We start from the raw sequence: 18,924 nt of genomic DNA, 5'->3' as shown, positions 1-18,924 counted from the left end.
TCAGGCTCCAACGACGCTGTCGAGTTCACGGTAGTCCGGCAGGCTGCGGTCGATCACCTTGCCACGGCGTAACACGACGCGGTCGGACTGCGGACGGGAAAGAAATTCGCTCCAGCGCCTGGCGCTGAAGAGCACGAGATCGGCAGCAGCGCCGACGGCGATGCGCCCCATGTCAGGCCGGCCGAGGATGTCGGCGGGCGAAGTGGTGACGACACGCGCGGCGGTATCCAGGGGATGGTCGAGATGGAGGATGCGGACCGCCTCGCGGAACACTTCGACGGGGTCGAGATCGCCATAGGCATAGAAGGGATCGCGTGTATTGTCGGATGCGACTGCGGTTGCGACGCCGGCTGCCGCCAGTTCCTTGAATAGCGTGACGCCGCGCCAGCGCGCCGTGCGGCCGGGATAGCGGTCCTGCAGATACATGTTGCACATCGGCAGCGAGACGATCGAGATTCCGGCCTTGGCGACGAGTTCGACGGTGCGCTTTGCCGTATCCTCGTCCTGGCGGGCGAGCGAGCAGCAGTGGCCGGCCGTGACCTTGCCGTCGAACCGGTTGCGCAGCACGGCTTCCGCGATCGCCTTCAGCGTTTCGGCTGTGGGGTCGTCGGTCTCGTCGACATGGAGATCGACATCGAGCCCGTTGTCGGCTGCGGCTTTGAAAAGCGTGTCGAGCTGGCTGTCGAGATCGGGGTTCATCCGGGTGACGCCACCCATCAGTCCGCCCTTGTCACGAATGACGGCGACCAGATCGGCGAAATAGGCCGTGTCCACCATATTGTCCATCGGGAAGAGCGCCACTGCCTGCAACGCAATCCTGTCCTTCCAGACCTCGCGCAGCTCGGCGAAGACCTCGAAGGAAATGCGGTGCTGCGGCGCCAGTGAATCCAGATGCGTGCGGATCAGGCTGGTGCCGTGCGCATAGGCTGAACGCAGCGAGAATTCCATGCGTTTCCTGACATCGGCGGCCGACCAGTGGGCTTCGCGGTCGGCGCGCACCGCTTCCAGCGCGCCCATGAAGGTGCCGTCCGGGTTGGCGTTGCGCGGCCAGATATGACCCTTGTCGAGATGAGTGTGCATATCCGCGAAGCAGGGCCAGACCATGCCATCCTTCAGGTCGGACTTCGCGAATTCGACCGGCGCTTCGCCTGGCGGCAGCACGGCGGAAATAATGCCGTCGGTGATGACGATATCGGCTTTGACGAGCCCTTCGGCAGCCGGCGCGTGATATTCCGCGACGGCGACGGCAGGCAGCGTCGCGTTGCTCAGCACGAAGCGGCCGGCATTGGGCGGGGAGATGAAGGAATAGGTCATCAGTTTTCCCGTTTCAGGCTGCTCTCATGCCAGCGATGCAGGCTCAGCCAGGAAATGAAGGAAGTGACGGCGAAGATCGCCACACCGAGCAGGGAGAGCATCAATAGCGCGGCGAAGAGACGGGGAATATTCAGCCGATACTGTGCTTCGAGAAGCCGGAAAGCGAGACCGGACCCGGCGCCTGCCGAGCCTGCGGCAAATTCCGCAACGACGGCGGCGATCAGCGCAAGGCCGCCGCCGATCCTCAGGCCCGTCATGAAATAGGGTTGGGCGGCAGGCAGTTTGAGAAAGAGCAGCGTCTGCCAGCGCGACGCGCCATAGAGTTCGAACAGGTTGATCAGATTGTGATCGACGCTCTTCAGCCCCTGGACCATATTCGAAAGGATCGGGAAAAAGGCAACGAGGAAAGCGCAGATCAGCAGCGCTACCTGCGTCGACGGCGCATAGATCAGGATCAGCGGCGAGATCGCCACGATCGGCGTTACCTGGAGAATGACGGCGAGCGGATAGAAGGCGAGCTCGATCCAGCGCGACTGAACGAGGAAGATCGCAAAGCCGACGCCGCCGACCAACGCCAGCATCAGCGACATGAAGGTGATCTTGGTGGTGACCCAGAGGGCAGGGGCAAGCGTGCCCCAGTCCGTTACGAAGGCACTCGCCACGGCCGCCGGGCCAGGCAGGATATAGGGCGGTACGCCGGATAGTTTCACATAGGCGGACCAGATGAGGATCAACAGGGCGATGACGAGGAAGGGGACGGCGATGCGCAACGCAAGATCGCGGCGCCTGGCGCTTGCGGCGCTCTGAAGGAGAAGCGGCGGCATTTCGGTTTCGTCACTCATCAATGATCCTCCGCCGAATTGATCGCCCCGATGAGCGAATGCGAGACCGTCTCGCAGGCTTTGCGGTATTCTTCCGAGGTGCGGTAATGCGCGTCCCGTTCCAGGCTGGTGGTCAGAGGAAGGTCGGCATGCACGCGCCCCGGTCTTGCCTTCATCACGACGATGCGGTTGGAGAGATAGGCGGATTCGAAGACTGAATGCGTGACGAAGATGACTGTAATGCCTGTTGTCTTCCAGAGCCGCAGCACGTCGTCGTTCAGCCTCTGGCGGGTGATCTCGTCGAGCGCCGCGAAAGGCTCATCCATCAGCAGAAGCTTCGGCTTCGTCACCAGCGCACGGGCAATCGAGACGCGCATCTTCATGCCGCCGGAAAGTTCACGCGGATAGGCCTTCGCAAAATCCTGGAGGCCGACGGTGCTCAGTACTTCCATGATCTGGTTATGCGCCGCCGCCTTCGAAATGTGCCTCAGTCTCAGCGGCAGGTGGACGTTGTCGAACACGTTCTTCCAGGGCATAAGCGTCGGCTCCTGGAAGACGAAGCTGATATCCCCCTCCGGAAGGCCCCTCGAATTGATCCGCGAACTCGGCCAGTCGATCGCGCCGGACGTGACATCGCCGAGACCGGCGATGATGCGCAGTGCTGTCGACTTGCCGCAACCGGAGGGGCCGAGCAGGCTGATGAATTCACCGCTTTCGACGGTGAGCGACATGTTTGAAAGGGCCACGGTTCCGCTGGAGAAGATTTTCGAAACCGATTGCATGACAACAAGCGGCCGCTTGCGCGTCTCTTTCGGGGATAGGGCCTGAGCTTCTGCTGGGAGCATTGCCTGTCTCGTTCATGCAGGGGATGCGATCCGCCCTGTTCGCAGCGGATCACAGGCGGCGTCGCGGCTTACTTCTTCATCGCCATTCCGGTGCCCTTGCAGACGAATTTCGTCGTGAAGGCCTTTGTGTAGTCCGTCTCCGGCTTGAACACCTTGATCGCCACCATCTCGTCGAAGAATGCCTTGTAGTGCGTATCCGTCAGGCAGCCGATACCCTTGTCCAGGCTGTCGCCGGATTCGATGATGCCGTATTCTTTCATCTTCGCGATGGAGTAGGCGATCTGACCATCCGTCATTTCAGGATTGTCTTTCTTGATCAACTCGTTCGCCTTGGTGTTGTCACCGTAGAGATAATTGTACCAGCCTTCGATCGAGGCATCGACGAAGCGCTGAACGACATCAGGCTTACTGTCGATCATAGTCTGTGTGGTGGTGATCATCGTGGAGTAGGGAGAGTAGCCGTTGTCTGCGAGCAGGAAGACCTTCGGCTCGAAGCCGGCCTGCTTCTGGATCTCATAGGGTTCCGAGGTGAGGTAGCCTTGCTGCGCGGACTCCTTGTCGGCGAGGAATGGCGCCGGGCTGAAATTGTAGGGCTTGTACTGCTCGTCCTTGAAGCCCTTGAAGTTCGCCTTCATCCATTCGAAATAGGTGAGATAGCCGTCCTTGCCGAGAAACAGCGTCTTCAACTTCGCAAGATCTTCGAATTTCTCGATGCCGGCGTCCGGGTGCGCAATCAGCACCTGTGGATCCTTCTGGAAGATCGCCGCGACGTCGACGAGCGGAATACCCTGTTCGACCGCTGAGATTTCGCCCTGCGGTCCGCCCATGTAGAAATCGATCTTGCCGGAGATCAGCAGCGCGCTGTTTGCCGCATTCGGCCCTCCCTGGACGATGGTGACGTCGAGGCCGTGCTTCGCATAGGTGCCGTCGGCAACCGCTTGATAGAACCCGCCATGCTCGGCCTGCGCCAGCCAATTGGTGCCATAGCTGACTTTATCGGCCGCCTGCGCGGATGCGATGGCGGCAAGCATGCCGCCAAGGCCGACGAGTGCGGAAAAGACGCTGTTCTTCAGTGTATTGGGCATGATCGACGTTCCCCTTCTGAGTTCGCAACGTCTGCGGCGACGTCCGATTTTCTTCATAGGAGCGGTTGCTTTGCTCTTTGAAAAGCATCAAATTTCGTGCGCAATGATGCCTTTTCGGCATCTCACTGAAAGCCTGTGCCTAATTTGCGCTATGTGCTTTATTTTTGTGCAACGAGGTTGTGATGCTGCACTCCAGAAAGCTTCTCTATATCAACGAGATCGCGCGCTCGGGCTCGATCCGCAAGGCGGCGGCCCGGCTGAATGTGGCGTCTTCGGCGATCAACCGACAGATTCTGGCGTTGGAGGAAGAAATGGGAGCGCCGCTCTTCGAGCGGCTGCCGCGCGGTCTGCGCCTGACGGCAGCCGGCGAGCTCTGCATTGAACATATCCGCGACGTCTTGAAGAATTACGAGCGGCTGGAAGGACGCATTCGCAGCCTGAAGATGCAGCAGGCGGGCAAGGTGCGTCTGGTGACCACAGTCGGTCTTGCGGCAGGTCCGCTCCCTGAGATCATCGCGCGGTTCCAGTCGGAGCATCCCAGGGTCTTCATGCAGCTGCGCAACGACGCCGGCACGATGACGGTCAATCCGGTGCTTTCGGGCGAGGTGGATATCGGCCTCGGCTTCAATATTCCAGCCACACCCGGCATCCGAACGCTCGGCAATTTCGACATTCCGATTGGGGTGGTTTTGCCGCCTGGTCATCACCTGATCGGTTCAGGCCCGATCAATCTGGCGGATATCATCCAGGAGCGCCTGGTGCTGGCGCAGCAAGGCACCAGCCTGCGCGATGTGATCAATTTGGCGATGGCGCGTCTTGACGTGCATGTCGAGCCCGTCCTGGAAACCAATGCGTCGGAGATGTTGAAAAAACTCGTCAAATCGGGGGCAGGGGTGACCATGCTGAACCCGCTTGACGTCATCACCGAGTGCCGGCAGGGAGAACTGGTCTTCCGGCCGATCGCGGAGCCGCATGCACGCCACCAAACGATGAAGCTTTTCGCCCGCGCCCGCGCCCCGCTCGATTCGGCCACCAGCCTCTTTGTCGAATATCTCCTCGCCGAACTGGCCGGCTTGGTGGAGGAGCTGCAGGCCAAAGGCCACATCGCGATGGAGAAATCCGCCGCGATCTGAACTAGGTCTCGGACAGGGCGCTTACTTTGAATAAAGATTGGAGAGCGGGTAGCGCTTCAGGTCATAGAGCAGTTCGATAAAACCCCGGACCTGGTGGCGGCAGATCGCTTCGCCCTTTTCGGCTGCGCCGAGCGACGCGTCGCCGACGACGCCGTTGGGATTGAGATCGTGGGCGATCCAGGCAAGCGAATGCGGCGGCAGCGGCTGGATGTATTTCGATTGCTCGCGCATCCATTCCGCCTTGGATGTGAAGTTTTGCGCGTTGTCCATCCGCACCAGATCTGGACGGAAATGGAGCATGAGCGAGGTTTCCACCTCGCCGCCGTGGATGCCGTATTTCAGCTCATGTTCGCTGATCATGCCTTCGGGATGGCCGAAGCGGCCCCATTGCGTGGAAACCACAGCCATCCCGTAACGGACGCGCAGCTCCCGCGCGACGATGCCCATGATATCGACATTGCCGCCATGCGAATTGACGATCACCATCTTGCGGATGCCGGCTTCGGCAACCTTGGCGCCGATCGCCGTCCAGACCGGAATGAGCAGTTCCGCGCCAAGCGAAAGCGTTCCAGGCCCGTAAATATGCTCGTTGGCTTTACCGATCTCCTGCGTCGGCAGGACCAGAAAATCGAGATCGGCAGGTTTCTGCTTCCGCAACTCGGCAAGCATGCCGTTGGCGATGGCGACATCGGTTGCAATAGGCAGGTGAGGCCCATGCTGTTCGGTGGAGGCGATAGGAAACACGGCGATCGTGGTGTCGGGGGAAAGTCCGGCGAAATCGTCGCTGTTCAATTCGTTCCAGTAGAATGGCATTGCCATCGCCGTGTGCCTCTCATTGCCGTTTGAGACAGTGAGTAGGGAATATCGCTACATGCGAAAAGCATCAATTTGCGCCCGCACCGATGCCTTTTTGCGGATGACGGGGCACGGCCCCATCAAAACCGCCTCGCTTCCACAATTAGATGCCTGATAGCAGCGAGTCCGTTCAACGAGACCATTGCGCCTGCGTGTTTGCGATGGTTTTGTAGTGCCTCCGCAATTCAACGCTTTCCGGTGATTTTCAATGTTCGATATTCTGTGGCGCGGCCTGATGATCGGCGCCGGCGCAACCATTCTTATGGACCTTTGGGCGATCGTACTCGCAAAGGTCTTCAGCCAGCCGGCGGCCAATTGGGCGCCGGTCGGCCGGTGGTTCTGGCATCTCGGTCGCGGCAAGCTGTTCCATGAAGCCATCGCCGACGCCGAGCCTTATGAGCATGAATTGGCGCTCGGCTGGATCAGCCACTACGCCGTCGGCATTCTCTATGGCGTGATCTTCGCGATTATCATGGGGGAGGCGTGGCTCGCCGCACCGACATTTCTTCCCGCCTGGATCTTCGGCATCGTCACCGTAGGCGCGGGATGGTTCCTGTTGCAGCCCGGCCTCGGCATCGGTTGGGCTGCCTCCAAACATCCAACGCCGAATAAGGTGCGATGCCTCAACCTCGTCGCCCACACGGTGTTTGCGCTGGGGCTCTACGGCACCGCACTGATCATCCGCTAATCCTGGGCCGGTTTATCCAATCCCGGGCCGGTTTCCGGCCCGGGATATTCACCCTATCGTGCGGCCCAGTTGGCCCCGCGACGGAAGATGGTCTTCATCTCGGGAACGTCGAATTCCTTGGCCTGATGGCCGAGTGAGGAATAGAAGACGCGGCCCTTGCCGTATTTCCGCTTCCAGACGACGGGCATGACGACGCCGTCGATCCAGTAGGCGTGATCGCCGGTGAATTTCGTCGTCGCCAGAACCTCGTTCGAGGGGTCGACATGCATGTAATATTGCTCTGAGGTGTAGGGGAAATCGGCGATGCCTTCCATCAGCGGATCGTCCGGCCGGGTGATGTTGACGGTATAGTCGATGATGTTGCCGGGATGCGCTACCCACTGACCGCCGATGATGAACTGGTAATCGACGGAGTCGCGGAAGGCATCGCCCGCGCCGCCGTGATAGCCGGCGATGCCGACGCCGCTTTCGATCGCGGCGGCGAGGTTCTTGACCTCTTCCTTCTCGATCTTCGACATCGTCATGATTGGCACGACGAGGCTGAGATCATGGACTGAAGGGTCGGCGAGGGCCTCGGTGCCGTGTTCGAGATAGACCTTGAAGCCGTCCTCCTCGAGCATGGTCTTGATGATTTCGGCGCATTCCTGCGGCTCGTGTCCGCTCCAGCCGCCCCAAACGATCAGTGCTTCACGCATTCTCTTTCCTCCTGAAACTTATTTCGCCAGCCGTCCGTCGACGATGGAATCGGACAATGGAGCAGGGCGCTCCGTCTCCGTGGTGATGGTGACCGTCCTGCCGGTCGAGGCGGCGGTGTGGAACGCTTCCATGACTTCGAGCACATGCAGCGCCAGATCGCCATTGGCGCGGTGCGGCCGGTTGGAGCGGATCGCATGCGCCATGTCGGCGACGCCGAGCGAGCGGTAATTGCCGTCGGCATAGGGGGCCGTGATCGGCTGGTCCTCGAATTGCCCGCCCTTCTTCAGATATTCCACAGGGCCGGCGAACTTGTTCGGATCGGGCACGATAAGCGTTCCCTCGGTTCCGTAGACCTCGAGCGGTACATGCTTGTGGCCTGCGACATCGAAGCTCATGGCGATCTGGACGACGGCGCCGTTGGCAAAGGCCATCATGCCGGCGACATGGGTCGGAACATGTACGGGAATGCGCTCGCCGTTGCGCGGTTCGCTTGATATCAGCCGTTCCGCACGCGGCGTCGTTGCAAAGCCCGCCACCTGTAACACAGGCCCGAAAAGATTGACGAGATCGGTGATGTAATAGGGACCCATATCGAGCATCGGCCCGCCGCCGACCTCGTAGTAGAAGGCCGGGTTCGGATGCCAGCGTTCATGACCGGGGCACATGAAGGTTGCCGAGCCGCCGACCGGCTGGCCGATGACGCCCTCGTCGATTAAGGCGCGGGCCGTCTGGTGGCCGCCGCCGAGGAAAGTATCGGGGGCGGCGCCGATGCGAAGGTTCTTGGCCCTGGCGGCCTCCGCCAATTTTTTCCCTTCTGCGAAATTAATCCCGAGCGGCTTTTCGGAGTAGGTATGTTTGCCGGCATCGAGAGCTTGCATCGCGACCGCGACATGGGCTCTCGGGATGGTCAGATTGACGATGATCTCGACCTTGGGATCGGCGAAAAGCTCCTCGACGCTCTTGGCTGGGACGTTGAATTCCGCAGCTTTCGCTTCAACCAGTTCCCGATTGAGATCGGCGACGCCGCGGATGTCGAGAATGGGAAAGGATGCCATCGCGGTGAGATAGGCGCCCGAAATATTGCCGCATCCAATGATGCCGATACCGACCTTGTCCATGAATTCCTCCATTAGTCTTGATTGTGTCGCTCCTTAGAGCGCCGGCCCCGTCGTGCTCCAGGGCGATTCGTAGAGTTCGTAGAGCGCCACGGCGGCCGCACCCTGCGCCCAGAAATCATCCGTCGAATCGTCGAAGACGAGTTCGCTCACCCCGCGCAGCGAAGGGGGAATGGCGACCGCATAGGAATCGCGCAGGCTGTTGAGGAAGGGTTCGCCGAGCGCCAGGCTGGAGCCGACCAGAATGACCCGCGGCGGCGCAAAGAGGGTGACGATGTTGGCGATGGTCAATCCAACCGCTTCGCCGGCGCGGATGGCGGCTCCGATCAGCCGATCGTCATCGGCCTTGATCAGCGCCTGGGCATGGTTCATGCCGCGCCCGAGGCGGATCGCTTCGGCAAAGCGCCCGTCGGCCTGCTGTTCGCCGAGGATCGCGCTTTCGCCGGCCTGGCTGAAAAGCCGCACGATGCCATTGGGTCCGGTGCCGAGCACGAGATCGCCGAGATTGTGACTGAGGCCGCCAGCGCCGCGGAAAAGGCGGTTGCCATGCAGGACGCCGAGCCCCAGCGTCTGTTCCAGCGATATCAGCACCATATCCTCGAGGTCGCGTGCCTTCCCGAACCAGTGATGGCCGAGCGTAATGGCATGGGCGTCGCTTTCGACGATGGTGGGGGTTGCAAGCCGCGCCGACATTTCAGCGGCGAAATCGACATTGGTATCGCGGAAGATCGGGCTGCTTCTTACATAGCCGGTGCGATGTTCGATAACGCCGGGAAAGCCGAGGCAGACAGTATCGATATCCTCCAGCGAAAGCCCGGCATCGACGACACAGCGCCGGACCCCGTCCTCGACGAGATCGGCGATGACACCGATCGGCTGCCGATCGATGCGGATCGGCAGGGCAAGCTTCGACAGCACGTCGCCACGGAAATTGGTGACCACGAAGACCATTCTGTTGGCGGCGATCTTGGCGCCGACCACGCGGGCCGCATCGGGATTGAGCTCCAGCATCACGCGCGGCCTTCCGCGCACCGCCTCGTTGCGGATGTCGCCTTCGTGGCGCGGCAGAATCAGCCCGTCGTCGAGCAGCGAGGCGGTGATGGCGGAAACGGTGGTGGTGGAGAGTTCGGTGCGCTCGCTGATCTCGATGCGCGCGATCGGACCATGACGCCGGACGGTATCGAGCACGTTCAAGCGATTGATCGCGCGCATCAATTCTGGATCTGCAGTCTTCATGAAAATTAGCCGGCGATCGTTTCTTTGGGCGGAAGCCAATATTTTTAACGGGTTACGAAATAAATAACAGGCAATTTCGCGGTCCTGTCAAGCGCATTTGATAAAAATACAGGCAATCGGGTTGACATTAGATGAAAGCTCCGTTGAATTATTCCGCATTGGGGAAAAATTGTGAGGATAGGTCCCCTGGGAGGAAAATCATGAATTTTATGCTGAAGAGCGCCGCTTTCGGCGGCAGGCGCATTGCATCCATGGCAGCGGCAGCCGGCATGTTGCTGGTAGGAGCAAGTGCTGCCTCGGCGACGACGGTGGTCAAGTGGCTGCATCTCGAGCTCGATCCGAAAAACGTCGCGGTCTGGGAGGATATCGCCAAGAAATACGAGGCCCAGCATCCCGATGTCGACATCCAGATGCAATTCCTCGAAAACGAGGCTTTCAAGGCCAAGCTTCCCACGCTGCTGCAGTCCGACGACGTGCCGGATTTCTTCTTCAGCTGGGGCGGTGGCGTCCTGAAGCAGCAATCCGAGACCGGCGCCCTGCAGGATGTGACGGCAGCGCTCGATGCCGATGGCGGCAAACTGCGCAGTGCCTATACCCCGGCTTCAGTCAATGGCCTGACCTTCGACGGCAAGACCTGGGCGATCCCCTACAAGGTCGGTCTGGTCAGCTTCTTCTATAACAAGGCGCTGTTTGCCAAGGCCGGCGTTAAAGCCGAGGACATTAAGACCTGGACCGATTTTCTCGAAGCGGTGAAGAAGATCAAGGCGGCCGGCATCGTGCCGATTGCGGGCGGCGGCGGCGAGAAATGGCCGATCCATTTCTACTGGAGCTATCTCGTCATGCGCGAAGGCGGCCAAAAGGTCTTCGAAGCGGCCAAGAAGGGCGAGGGCGAAGGTTTCCTTGATCCGGCGATCATCAAGGCCGGCGACGACCTTGCCGAACTCGGCAAGCTCGAGCCTTTCCAGCCCGGCTATCTCGGCGCAACCTGGCCGCAGACGCTCGGTGTCTTCGGTGACGGCAAGGCGGCGATGATCCTCGGCTTTGAAAGCACCGAAGCCAACCAGCGCAAGAATGCCGGCGACGGCAAGGGGCTTGCGTCGGACAATATCGGCCGTTTCGTCTTCCCAACGGTCGAAGGCGGCGCGGGCAAGCCGACGGATACGCTCGGCGGTCTGAACGGCTGGGCCGTCACCAAGAAGGCCTCCAAGGAGGCGATCGATTTCCTCGCTTTCCTGACGAATGCGGACAACGAGCGCGCGATGGCCAAATCAGGCATGTTGCTTCCCGTTGCCGTCGGTGCCGACGACGGCGTCGTCAACCCGCTGATTGCAGAATCGGCAACACAGCTTGCGGGTTCGACCTGGCATCAGAATTTCTTCGACCAGGATCTCGGTGCGGCGGTCGGCCGTGTCGTCAACGACGCCTCGGTGGAAATCGTCTCCGGACAGATGAATTCCAAGGATGGCGCCCAGATGATCCAGGACGCTTTCGAACTGGAACAATAACCAGCGCTTGCAGACCCTTCCTGGCGCTCCGATGAAGAGCGGGGCGCCAGCATTGCTGCCGACATACGAAAGCAGGAGCCATGGCCAATATTTCAGTCCCATCGATGACATCAGCCGTAAGCCCGGCAAGACGAGCCGCAAACCGGAAAAGCTCGGTCGCGCACGACCGGCTGACGGTGCTGCTGATTTTTCTGCCGCCGGCGCTGTTGCTGTTTACGCTCTTCGTCATCATGCCGATGGGGGAGGCTGCCTGGTACAGCCTCTATAAATGGAACGGCTACGGCACGCCGACCGAGTTCATCGCGCTCCGCAACTTCCAGGTTTTGTTCCGGAATGCGGCTTTCACCCAGGCGCTGGTCAATAACGGCCTGATCATCGTCATCTCGATCTGCATCCAGGTGCCGCTTGCCATCTGGCTTGCCACTATGCTGGCCCATCGCATTCCGGGCGTCGTCGGCTACCGCCTGATCTTCTTCCTGCCCTATGTGCTGGCGGATGTTGCCGCAGGCCTCATCTGGCGTTTCGTCTATGATGGCGATTATGGCCTGTTTGCCGCCGTTTCCAACTTCTTCGGCTTCGCAAACCCTTACGTGCTCGCCGACAAGGACGTGGCGATCTATGCCGTGCTCGGGGTCATCGTCTGGAAATATTTCGGCTTCCACATGATGCTCTTCATCGCCGGTCTGCAATCCGTCGATAAGAGCGTGCTGGAGGCCGCCGAAATCGACGGCGCTACCGGCTGGCAGAAATTCCGTTACGTCACGCTGCCGCTGCTCGGCTCCACTTTACGTCTTTCCATCTTCTTTGCCGTCGTCGGCTCGCTGCAGCTTTTCGACATGATCATGCCGCTGACGGGCGGCGGGCCGTCCAACTCCACCCAGACGATGGTCACCTTCCTCTACACCTATGGCGTCATGCGCATGCAGGTCGGTCTCGGCAGCGCCGTCGGCGTGGTGCTCTTCATCATCTGCGTGACGCTCGCCTTTGGCTACAAAAGGATCTTCATGCGCCATGACTGATATGAGCTCTTCCATTCGCATGAGCGCGTCGACACGCATCTATCTCTATGTGTCGCTGAGCCTGATTGCCGCGATCGTGCTCGTGCCGCTGCTGACGACGGCGCTCGGCGGCTTCAAGACGCTGGGCGACCTGCGCACCAACCCCTTCGGTCTGCCGACGGAATGGCAATGGGCGAACTATACCGACATTCTCTTTGGCGAACGCTACTGGCTGCAGATCGGCAATTCGCTTGTTATCGCCGCACTCACCGTCCTCCTGACGCTGATCGTGTCGTCCATGGCGGCCTTCGCCTTCGCCCATGTCCGGTTTTTCGGCTCGTCCTTCCTGCTCAATTATTTTCTGCTCGGCCTGATGTTTCCGGCGGCGACTGCGATCCTGCCGCTCTTCATCCGCATCCGCGATCTCGGCCTGCTGGATACCTATTGGGGCGTGGTGCTGCCGCAGGTGGCCTTCGGTCTCGGCATGAGCATCCTGCTGTTTCGGAACTATTTTCGCAACCTTCCGGAAGAATTGTTCCAGGCGGCCTTTGTCGACGGCTGCGGCTATCTCAGATTCTTCTGGCATGTCTCGCTGCCGCTTTCCCGGCCGATCGTCGCGACCGTCAGCATCATCTCCTTCGTCGGCAGCTGGAACAGCTACATCCTGCCGCTGATCATGCTGAATTCCGAATCCAAATATCCCTGGCCGCTCGGCATCATGGTCTATCGCGGCGAATACGGCACGGAATGGCAGCTGGTGCTCGCCTTCATCACGCTCACCATCCTTCCCACCATCATCGTCTTTTTCGTTGCCCAGAGACACATCATCGCCGGCTTGACGGCCGGCGCCGTGAAGTCCTGAGCCGAGCCATTGGAGGAATCATGGCATCCGTTGAACTGAACGACATCCGCAAGACTTATGGCGCCGTCGACGTCATCCACGGCATATCGCTTGATATCGAGGATGGGGAATTCGTGGCTCTCGTCGGGCCATCCGGTTGTGGAAAATCGACGCTGCTGCGGATGATCGCCGGCCTCGAAGAAATCACCGATGGCGAGATTGCGATTGGCGGCAAGGTCGTCAACGGCATGACGCCGCGCGAACGCAACATCGCCATGGTCTTCCAATCCTACGCGCTCTATCCGCACATGACGGTCGCTGAGAACATGGGTTTCAATCTGAAGCTCGCCGGCGTGGCGAAACCTGAGATCGAGGCCCGCGTCGCCGAGGCCGCCCGCATGCTCGATCTCGCCAAGCTGCTCGACCGCAAGCCTGCCCAGCTTTCCGGCGGCCAGCGCCAGCGCGTCGCCATGGGCCGCGCCATCGTGCGCAATCCCGCCGTCTTCCTGTTTGACGAGCCGCTGTCCAACCTCGATGCCAAGCTGCGCGTGCAGATGCGCTCGGAGATCAAGACGCTGCACCAGAAGGTGAGGACCACCTCGATCTATGTCACTCACGACCAGATCGAGGCAATGACGCTCGCCGACCGCATCGTCGTGCTCAATCACGGCAGGGTGGAGCAGGCGGGTACGCCGCTCCAACTCTATAAGAAGCCAGCCAATCTCTTCGTCGCCGCCTTCATCGGGTCGCCGGCGATGAACATGCTCGACGGCACGGTGGACGATGAAAACGGCGAACCGGCTGCCCGCCTCAGCGATGGTACGGCGATCCGCATCGCGCCCGATCGCAAGGTGAAGGCCGGTCAGGCGATCACGGTCGGCCTGCGCCCCGAACACCTCGTCCCCGGCATATCAGCCGGCACGCCGCTCGCCGGCCGGACGATGCTGGTGGAACCCACAGGCGCCCAGACCCATGTGGTCTTCGATCTCGCCGGACAGCAGGTAACCGCCATCGTCGACGGTGAATATCCCGCCCGTTACGGCGCCGTGTTCGAGGCAAGTATTACGAGCGATCAGGTGCACGTCTTCGACCGTGGCACTGGGGTGGCGCTGTAGCGAATCCTCGGTGCAGGAGATCGCCGATAACAGCCCCTCATCCGCCTGCCGGCACCTTCTCCCCGTAAACGGGGCGAAGGGAACATACCGCACCGGCTCCCTTGATCTCGACGCTGCGTTTGGCACGTCCCCTCGCTCCGCGAGCGGGGAGAGGGCTACGGTGAGGGGCAGCTGTTCACGCTGACCGAACAGCCACAGTGCCAGCCCAATCGCCTACTGCGGCGATATATTACTCCGCCGCGATCCGTGTGACCCCGTTTGTCTGCACGATCTTCTCCAGCAGCGCGAGTTCCTCCGGGGCGAGATCCGTCAGAGGCGGGCGCACAGGCCCTGGATCCTGCCCGAGGACGCGAAGGCCGGCCTTGATGATCGAGACGGCATATCCCCGCTTCCGATTGCGCAAGGCGACGAAGGGGAAGAAGAAGCACTTCAGGATCTCGTCGACGGTTGCCTGATCGCCCCCGCGCAGGGCGGTATAGAAGCGCTGGGCGAGGGCGGGCACGAAGTTGAAGACGGCGGATGAATAGGTCGTCACACCCGCAGCGAAATAGGCCTGGGCATAGACCTCATGGGTGGGCATGCCGCCGACATAAACGAGACGGTCGCCGAGCAGGGTGGTGATCTCGATGACCTTGTCGACATCGCCGACGCCGTCCTTGAAGCCGATCAGGTTCGGGCATTCCTCCGCCAGGCGCGCGATGCTTTCGGCCGAAAGAATGGCGTTGTCGCGGTTATAGACGATGACACCGATGCCGACCGATTGGCAGACCGCCTTGACGTGGGTAATCAGCCCGGCCTGTTCCGCAAACATCAGATAGGGCGGCAGCAGCAGCAGTCCGTCCGCGCCTGCCTTCTCGGCCGCGACGGCGATCTCGATTGCGAGCGACGTGCCATAGCCGGTTCCCGAGATGATCGGCGTCTTGCCCGCCGACGCCTTGGCGGCCCGGATAACCTGTGGAATCTCGGACGGATTGAGAGAGAAGAACTCCCCGGTGCCGCCGGCGGCAAAAAGCGCAGCAGCGTCGTAACCCGAAAGCCACGCGACATGACGGCGGTACTTCGCCTCGTCAAATTTGAGTTGATCGTCGAAATGCGTCACCGGAAACGAGAGGAGACCACTGCCGACGGCCTTCTTCAATTCAATCGGGTTCATCATGAAGTCCTATTCTTTAGGTGTTGAAAATCTGCCCTGTCAGGCGCTCTCGAGCGCTTGCAGAAGTGCGGCGATGTAGCCGTAGCAAAAGGCAAAAGCCGTCGCAGAAGGATCCTTGCCGCTGACGGTCGGCACATGGTCGGGCATCAGCATGTATTTGAAGCCCACTTCCTTGTAGGTCCTGACTGAGCGGACCATGTCCATGTCGCCCTCGTCAGGGAAAGTCTCCATGAAGGAGAGCTTGCCGCCGCGAATGTTGCGGAAGTGAACATTGAAGATTTTGCCGCGCAGGCCGAACCAACGGATTATGTCGTCAATCTCCTCGCGGGGATTTTCGAGCATCTCGCCGATCGAGCCCTGGCAGAAGTTGAGGCCGTGATAAGGGCTTTCGCGCATCAGCACGAATTTCTTCAGGCCTTCGACCGTGCCCAGCACACGCGTGACGCCGCGATAGCCAGGCGGCGTATAGGGATCGTGCGGATGGCAGGCGAGCCTGACGCGGTTGCTTTCGGCAACGGGAACGACGCGTTCCAGGAAATAGTCGATCCGTTCCCAGTTTTCGTCTTCAGGCAACACGCCGGCGAGACCGGGCTCGGCCTGCTGATCGGTCTTCTCCCAGCGGAAGCTGGCATTCATCGATCCGCCACGCCCGGGTTCATCAGGCGTGCGTGGAATGCCGATCAGGTTGAGATTGTACTTTACCGAAGGAATGCCGGCCGCCGCGACATCCTCGATCAACCTGCAAACGGCGTCGATCTGCCTGTCGCGATCGGGGCCGGCAAGCAGAATGTCCGGGTAGGACGCCTTCTCGATCGGCTGAGAGGGTAGGGGCAATTGAATCATGTCGAGGATCAGGCCGAAGCTTTCGACCTTGTCGCGATGACGCTCGATATCGGCGAGCGTCCAGCTGCTCGGTTTTCCCGGTGGATCGGCGTTGATATGCTTCACGCCCAGTTGCGCGAAGATACGATAATCATCGTCGTCCCGCGCGGCCACCTGTGTTCCCAGATACATGTGAGTCTCTCTCGAAATCCTACGATGTCATATGACATAATATGAATTTTCGAGAGTGTCGAGCCCTATTGCTGCTCGGCGAGCAGGCGATAACGACGTTGACTTGCCATTAGATGCGTCCGCATCGCCTGGCGGGCGCGCTCCGGATCCTGATCGGCGATTGCCGATAGAATTTCGACATGTTCGGCATGAACCTTGCGAAGATAGTCGCTGTCATTGGCTTCCGGCAGCGTCGGAAACTGGCCGCGGGGGATGGCTCTGGGGCCAAAATGGCGCAGAACATCGACATAGAACCGGTTGTTGGTGGCTGCGGCGATCGCCATGTGAAAGGCATAATCCGCTTCCACCGTTTGCTGTCCGGTTTCGATCAGGCTTGCCATTCTGCGGTTGGCTTCGCGGATGGCCGCCTCTTGCTCGGCGGTGCGGCGATAGGCGGCGATGGCTGCCGCTTCGCCCTCGGCTGCCATGCGAAACTCCAGCAATTCCAAGGTTTCCGGAATGCTTTTGATCTCCACCGGCGTCAGTGACAATACCGAATGAGCCTTGGGATCGGCGACGAAGACGCCTTTGCCCTGGATCGGCTTGACGAAGCCTGCTGCCCTCAGATCGGCAATGGCTTCGCGCACCACCGTGCGGCTCACGCCGAATGTCGATTCAAGCTGCGGCTCGGTCGGCAGCTGGTCGCCGACGCGCAGCTTCCCCGTCTCGATTTGCGCCCGCAACTGATCGATAACCTGCTGCGCCAGTCTTTGCCGACCGCGGCCGAGTGTTGTCATTTTCCGTTCCCATTCCCTTTGCATCAAGGTCACCCGCTGGGTCTTGCAAATCATATCCGACTTCGTTAAATCATAATACGACATACGGGCGACATAATATGTTTCCTATAGTAATCCAGGGAGGAGTTACAATGAAGCATTTTTCTAGAGGTCTGTTCGCAGGCGCCGTCATCGGCGCATTGACGATCGCCGCGCCGCAATTGCATGCCGCCACGCCGCAGGACCAGCTGGTGATCGGGACATCCCTGGCGCAGGTCTTATCCCTCGATCCGCATCAGGCGACCGAGGGAAAAGCGGTTGAAATCATGTCGAACCTTTACGACCGGCTGGTGAACAGCACCCCTGACGGCAAGATCGTGCCGCAGCTGGCCGAAAGCTGGAAGGTTGACGACAAGGGCATCACCTTCACGCTGCGCCAGGCCAAATTCGCCTCCGGCAATCCGGTGACCGCTAAAGATGTCGTCTATTCGCTGGGACGCCTCCTGAAGCTCGATCAGGCCGCTGCTGCAAACCTCAAGCGCATCGGCTATGACAAAGACAATATCGACAAACTCGTCACGGCAGTCGACGACAAAACGGTGCGCATCGATTTTTCCGGTCAGGTGACGGCGGAAATGCTGCTCTACCGGCTCACGACCTCGACCACCAGCGTGGTCGACAGTGTCGAAGTGCAGAAGCATGTCGTCGATAATGACTGGGGAAACGCCTGGATGCGGACGCACTCGGCCGGCTCCGGTCCCTTCACCCTCAATCGCTGGTCTCCGAACGAACTTGTCATTCTCGATGCCAATAAGGATTATGTGACCGGCGCCCCAAAGATGAAGCGCGTCATCGTCCGCCACGTTCCGGAAAGCCAGGTCGAGCGCCTGATGCTCGAACGTGGCGATATCGATATCGCCAGCGCACTGACGGCATCGGATCTTGCGACGTTCAAGGATAAGCAGGGTTTCACCATCCAGCGGATTCCCACAGGCGGCTTCTACGTGCTGTCGATGAATGCCGGCAACCAGTACCTCTCCAACCCAAAGGTTCGCGAGGCCATTGCCTACGGTATCGACTACAAGGGTATCGAGAGGACGATCATGGGTCCTTACGGACGAGCGAGAAACGTTCCCGTTCCGGAGAATTTCGAATATGCGATCTCCAATCCCGATTGGCATCTCGACGTCGAAAAGTCCAAGCAGCTCTTGAGCGAGGCCGGGTTCAAGGACGGTTTTTCGCTTTCGCTGAAGACCATCGCGCAGACACCGCGCATCGATCTTGCCACGGCCATCCAGGCATCGCTCGCCCAGGTCGGTATCAAAATCGATATCCAGCAGGGCAACGGCTCGGAAATCATCGCCGCCCATCGCGCCAGGGATTTTGACCTGCTGATCCCGCAGACCAGCGCCTATATGCCGAACGTGCTCGGCTCGATGGAGCAGTTCTCGTCCAATCCCGACAACTCGAAGGAAGCCAACAATGCCGGCAATTTCGTCTGGCGCTCAGCCTGGGACATTCCCGAACTGACGGCCTTGACCGCCAAGGCATCGATGGAGGCGGACCCCAAGAAGCGCGGCGAACTCTACGTTCAGATGCAGAAGATGTTCGTGGAACAGAAGCCGGCGGTGCTTCCGCTCTTCGAGCGCTTCGAGCCGATCGTCCTGTCAAGCAAGGTACAGGGATATGTGGGACATCCGACCCAGCTGACGCGCCTCGAGGACGTCACAAAGTCTGAAACCCAGTAATACCCCC

18 protein-coding genes are annotated in these 18,924 nt (G+C 60.1%); 7 read left to right on the top strand and 11 right to left on the bottom strand.

From position 1 onward, the window contains the following. From EFD55_RS09725 to EFD55_RS09710, 4 genes are all read right to left on the bottom strand, one after another. The gene (locus tag EFD55_RS09725) at window positions 1-1,314 is read right to left on the bottom strand and encodes a cytosine deaminase (protein ID WP_125844708.1); all 1,314 of its coding nucleotides are present in this window, start codon (window positions 1,312-1,314) and stop codon (window positions 1-3) included. Beyond that, the gene (locus EFD55_RS09720; protein ID WP_125844706.1) at window positions 1,314-2,156 is read right to left on the bottom strand and encodes an ABC transporter permease; all 843 of its coding nucleotides are present in this window, start codon (window positions 2,154-2,156) and stop codon (window positions 1,314-1,316) included. The genes EFD55_RS09725 and EFD55_RS09720 overlap by 1 nt, the downstream gene beginning before the upstream one ends. Next, entirely contained in the window at window positions 2,156-2,980 is an 825-nt protein-coding gene (locus EFD55_RS09715; RefSeq protein ID WP_125844704.1) for an ABC transporter ATP-binding protein, read from the bottom strand. Before EFD55_RS09715 ends, EFD55_RS09720 begins: the two co-directional genes overlap by 1 nt. Before the next feature lie 68 nt (window positions 2,981-3,048). Further along, window positions 3,049-4,065 (bottom strand): ABC transporter substrate-binding protein, encoded by a 1,017-nt coding sequence (locus EFD55_RS09710; RefSeq protein ID WP_125844702.1) that lies wholly within the window; start codon window positions 4,063-4,065, stop codon window positions 3,049-3,051. Between the two features lie 182 nt (window positions 4,066-4,247). Here EFD55_RS09710 and EFD55_RS09705 point away from each other — a divergent pair, with 182 nt between their 5' ends. Next, on the top strand, window positions 4,248-5,198 hold the full coding sequence (locus EFD55_RS09705) for a LysR family transcriptional regulator (RefSeq protein WP_125844700.1): 951 nt from the start codon (window positions 4,248-4,250) through the stop codon (window positions 5,196-5,198). 21 nt (window positions 5,199-5,219) lie between these two features. Here the strand turns inward: EFD55_RS09705 and EFD55_RS09700 are convergent, their stop codons facing one another. Next, window positions 5,220-6,017 (bottom strand): creatininase family protein, encoded by a 798-nt coding sequence (locus EFD55_RS09700; protein WP_125844698.1) that lies wholly within the window; start codon window positions 6,015-6,017, stop codon window positions 5,220-5,222. 244 nt (window positions 6,018-6,261) lie between these two features. On the opposite strand from EFD55_RS09700, the gene EFD55_RS09695 reads away from it, so the two are divergent. After that, window positions 6,262-6,741, top strand: a complete 480-nt coding sequence (locus EFD55_RS09695) for a DUF2938 domain-containing protein (RefSeq protein ID WP_125844696.1) — start codon at window positions 6,262-6,264, stop codon at window positions 6,739-6,741. A 53-nt stretch (window positions 6,742-6,794) separates the two neighbouring features. Here the strand turns inward: EFD55_RS09695 and EFD55_RS09690 are convergent, their stop codons facing one another. Genes EFD55_RS09690 through EFD55_RS09680 form a run of 3 tightly spaced genes read right to left on the bottom strand, consistent with a single transcriptional unit; the run spans window position 6,795 to window position 9,788 of the window. Beyond that, complete coding sequence (locus EFD55_RS09690) at window positions 6,795-7,436, bottom strand: ThuA domain-containing protein (protein WP_088685105.1); 642 nt, start codon at window positions 7,434-7,436, stop codon at window positions 6,795-6,797. Between the two features lie 18 nt (window positions 7,437-7,454). Next, window positions 7,455-8,555 (bottom strand): Gfo/Idh/MocA family protein, encoded by a 1,101-nt coding sequence (locus EFD55_RS09685; protein WP_125844694.1) that lies wholly within the window; start codon window positions 8,553-8,555, stop codon window positions 7,455-7,457. Window positions 8,556-8,588: 33 nt separating this feature from the next. Further along, window positions 8,589-9,788, bottom strand: a complete 1,200-nt coding sequence (locus tag EFD55_RS09680) for an ROK family transcriptional regulator (protein ID WP_125844692.1) — start codon at window positions 9,786-9,788, stop codon at window positions 8,589-8,591. Window positions 9,789-9,988: 200 nt separating this feature from the next. Here EFD55_RS09680 and EFD55_RS09675 point away from each other — a divergent pair, with 200 nt between their 5' ends. From EFD55_RS09675 to EFD55_RS09660, 4 genes are all read left to right on the top strand, one after another. Beyond that, the gene (locus EFD55_RS09675) at window positions 9,989-11,293 is read left to right on the top strand and encodes an ABC transporter substrate-binding protein (protein WP_125844690.1); all 1,305 of its coding nucleotides are present in this window, start codon (window positions 9,989-9,991) and stop codon (window positions 11,291-11,293) included. An 80-nt stretch (window positions 11,294-11,373) separates the two neighbouring features. Further along, window positions 11,374-12,312 carry a carbohydrate ABC transporter permease gene (locus EFD55_RS09670; RefSeq protein WP_125844688.1) on the top strand — a complete coding sequence of 313 codons (939 nt, stop codon included), beginning with the start codon at window positions 11,374-11,376 and terminating at the stop codon, window positions 12,310-12,312. Then, the gene (locus EFD55_RS09665) at window positions 12,305-13,153 is read left to right on the top strand and encodes a carbohydrate ABC transporter permease (protein WP_125844686.1); all 849 of its coding nucleotides are present in this window, start codon (window positions 12,305-12,307) and stop codon (window positions 13,151-13,153) included. Before EFD55_RS09670 ends, EFD55_RS09665 begins: the two co-directional genes overlap by 8 nt. Further along, on the top strand, window positions 13,039-14,247 hold the full coding sequence (locus EFD55_RS09660) for an ABC transporter ATP-binding protein (protein WP_425376244.1): 1,209 nt from the start codon (window positions 13,039-13,041) through the stop codon (window positions 14,245-14,247). Before EFD55_RS09665 ends, EFD55_RS09660 begins: the two co-directional genes overlap by 115 nt. A 229-nt stretch (window positions 14,248-14,476) precedes the next feature. On the opposite strand, the gene kdgD is transcribed toward EFD55_RS09660, so the two are convergent. The 3 genes from kdgD to EFD55_RS09645 form a co-directional block, all read right to left on the bottom strand. Further along, complete coding sequence (kdgD, locus tag EFD55_RS09655; protein WP_125844682.1) at window positions 14,477-15,403, bottom strand: 5-dehydro-4-deoxyglucarate dehydratase; 927 nt, start codon at window positions 15,401-15,403, stop codon at window positions 14,477-14,479. A 36-nt stretch (window positions 15,404-15,439) separates the two neighbouring features. After that, the gene (locus tag EFD55_RS09650; protein ID WP_125844680.1) at window positions 15,440-16,414 is read right to left on the bottom strand and encodes a mannonate dehydratase; all 975 of its coding nucleotides are present in this window, start codon (window positions 16,412-16,414) and stop codon (window positions 15,440-15,442) included. A gap of 65 nt (window positions 16,415-16,479) precedes the next feature. Further along, window positions 16,480-17,190, bottom strand: coding sequence for a FadR/GntR family transcriptional regulator (locus EFD55_RS09645; RefSeq protein ID WP_125844678.1), 711 nt, complete (start codon window positions 17,188-17,190; stop codon window positions 16,480-16,482). A 131-nt stretch (window positions 17,191-17,321) separates the two neighbouring features. Here EFD55_RS09645 and EFD55_RS09640 point away from each other — a divergent pair, with 131 nt between their 5' ends. Next, window positions 17,322-18,917, top strand: coding sequence for an ABC transporter substrate-binding protein (locus tag EFD55_RS09640; protein WP_125844676.1), 1,596 nt, complete (start codon window positions 17,322-17,324; stop codon window positions 18,915-18,917). The last annotated feature ends 7 nt before the right edge of the window (window positions 18,918-18,924 follow it).

Origin of the sequence: Rhizobium pisi, assembly GCF_003938655.1 — a bacterium.
GTDB classification, from domain to species: domain Bacteria; phylum Pseudomonadota; class Alphaproteobacteria; order Rhizobiales; family Rhizobiaceae; genus Rhizobium; species Rhizobium pisi.
The sequence above is the reverse complement of the archived record's forward strand: the minus strand, read 5'-3'. Positions and strand labels throughout refer to the sequence as shown.

What these genes read in the sequence shown, in the direction of transcription:
- EFD55_RS09725 (WP_125844708.1), bottom strand. Translation starts at nt 1,314, where the DNA reads ATGACCTATTCCTTCATCTCCCCGCCCAATGCCGGCCGCTTCGTGCTG.
- EFD55_RS09720 (WP_125844706.1), bottom strand. Translation starts at nt 2,156, where the DNA reads ATGAGTGACGAAACCGAAATGCCGCCGCTTCTCCTTCAGAGCGCCGCA.
- EFD55_RS09715 (WP_125844704.1), bottom strand. Translation starts at nt 2,980, where the DNA reads ATGCTCCCAGCAGAAGCTCAGGCCCTATCCCCGAAAGAGACGCGCAAG.
- EFD55_RS09710 (WP_125844702.1), bottom strand. Translation starts at nt 4,065, where the DNA reads ATGCCCAATACACTGAAGAACAGCGTCTTTTCCGCACTCGTCGGCCTT.
- EFD55_RS09705 (WP_125844700.1), top strand. Translation starts at nt 4,248, where the DNA reads ATGCTGCACTCCAGAAAGCTTCTCTATATCAACGAGATCGCGCGCTCG.
- EFD55_RS09700 (WP_125844698.1), bottom strand. Translation starts at nt 6,017, where the DNA reads ATGGCAATGCCATTCTACTGGAACGAATTGAACAGCGACGATTTCGCC.
- EFD55_RS09695 (WP_125844696.1), top strand. Translation starts at nt 6,262, where the DNA reads ATGTTCGATATTCTGTGGCGCGGCCTGATGATCGGCGCCGGCGCAACC.
- EFD55_RS09690 (WP_088685105.1), bottom strand. Translation starts at nt 7,436, where the DNA reads ATGCGTGAAGCACTGATCGTTTGGGGCGGCTGGAGCGGACACGAGCCG.
- EFD55_RS09685 (WP_125844694.1), bottom strand. Translation starts at nt 8,555, where the DNA reads ATGGACAAGGTCGGTATCGGCATCATTGGATGCGGCAATATTTCGGGC.
- EFD55_RS09680 (WP_125844692.1), bottom strand. Translation starts at nt 9,788, where the DNA reads ATGAAGACTGCAGATCCAGAATTGATGCGCGCGATCAATCGCTTGAAC.
- EFD55_RS09675 (WP_125844690.1), top strand. Translation starts at nt 9,989, where the DNA reads ATGAATTTTATGCTGAAGAGCGCCGCTTTCGGCGGCAGGCGCATTGCA.
- EFD55_RS09670 (WP_125844688.1), top strand. Translation starts at nt 11,374, where the DNA reads ATGGCCAATATTTCAGTCCCATCGATGACATCAGCCGTAAGCCCGGCA.
- EFD55_RS09665 (WP_125844686.1), top strand. Translation starts at nt 12,305, where the DNA reads ATGACTGATATGAGCTCTTCCATTCGCATGAGCGCGTCGACACGCATC.
- EFD55_RS09660 (WP_425376244.1), top strand. Translation starts at nt 13,039, where the DNA reads ATGGCAGCTGGTGCTCGCCTTCATCACGCTCACCATCCTTCCCACCAT.
- kdgD (WP_125844682.1), bottom strand. Translation starts at nt 15,403, where the DNA reads ATGATGAACCCGATTGAATTGAAGAAGGCCGTCGGCAGTGGTCTCCTC.
- EFD55_RS09650 (WP_125844680.1), bottom strand. Translation starts at nt 16,414, where the DNA reads ATGTATCTGGGAACACAGGTGGCCGCGCGGGACGACGATGATTATCGT.
- EFD55_RS09645 (WP_125844678.1), bottom strand. Translation starts at nt 17,190, where the DNA reads ATGACAACACTCGGCCGCGGTCGGCAAAGACTGGCGCAGCAGGTTATC.
- EFD55_RS09640 (WP_125844676.1), top strand. Translation starts at nt 17,322, where the DNA reads ATGAAGCATTTTTCTAGAGGTCTGTTCGCAGGCGCCGTCATCGGCGCA.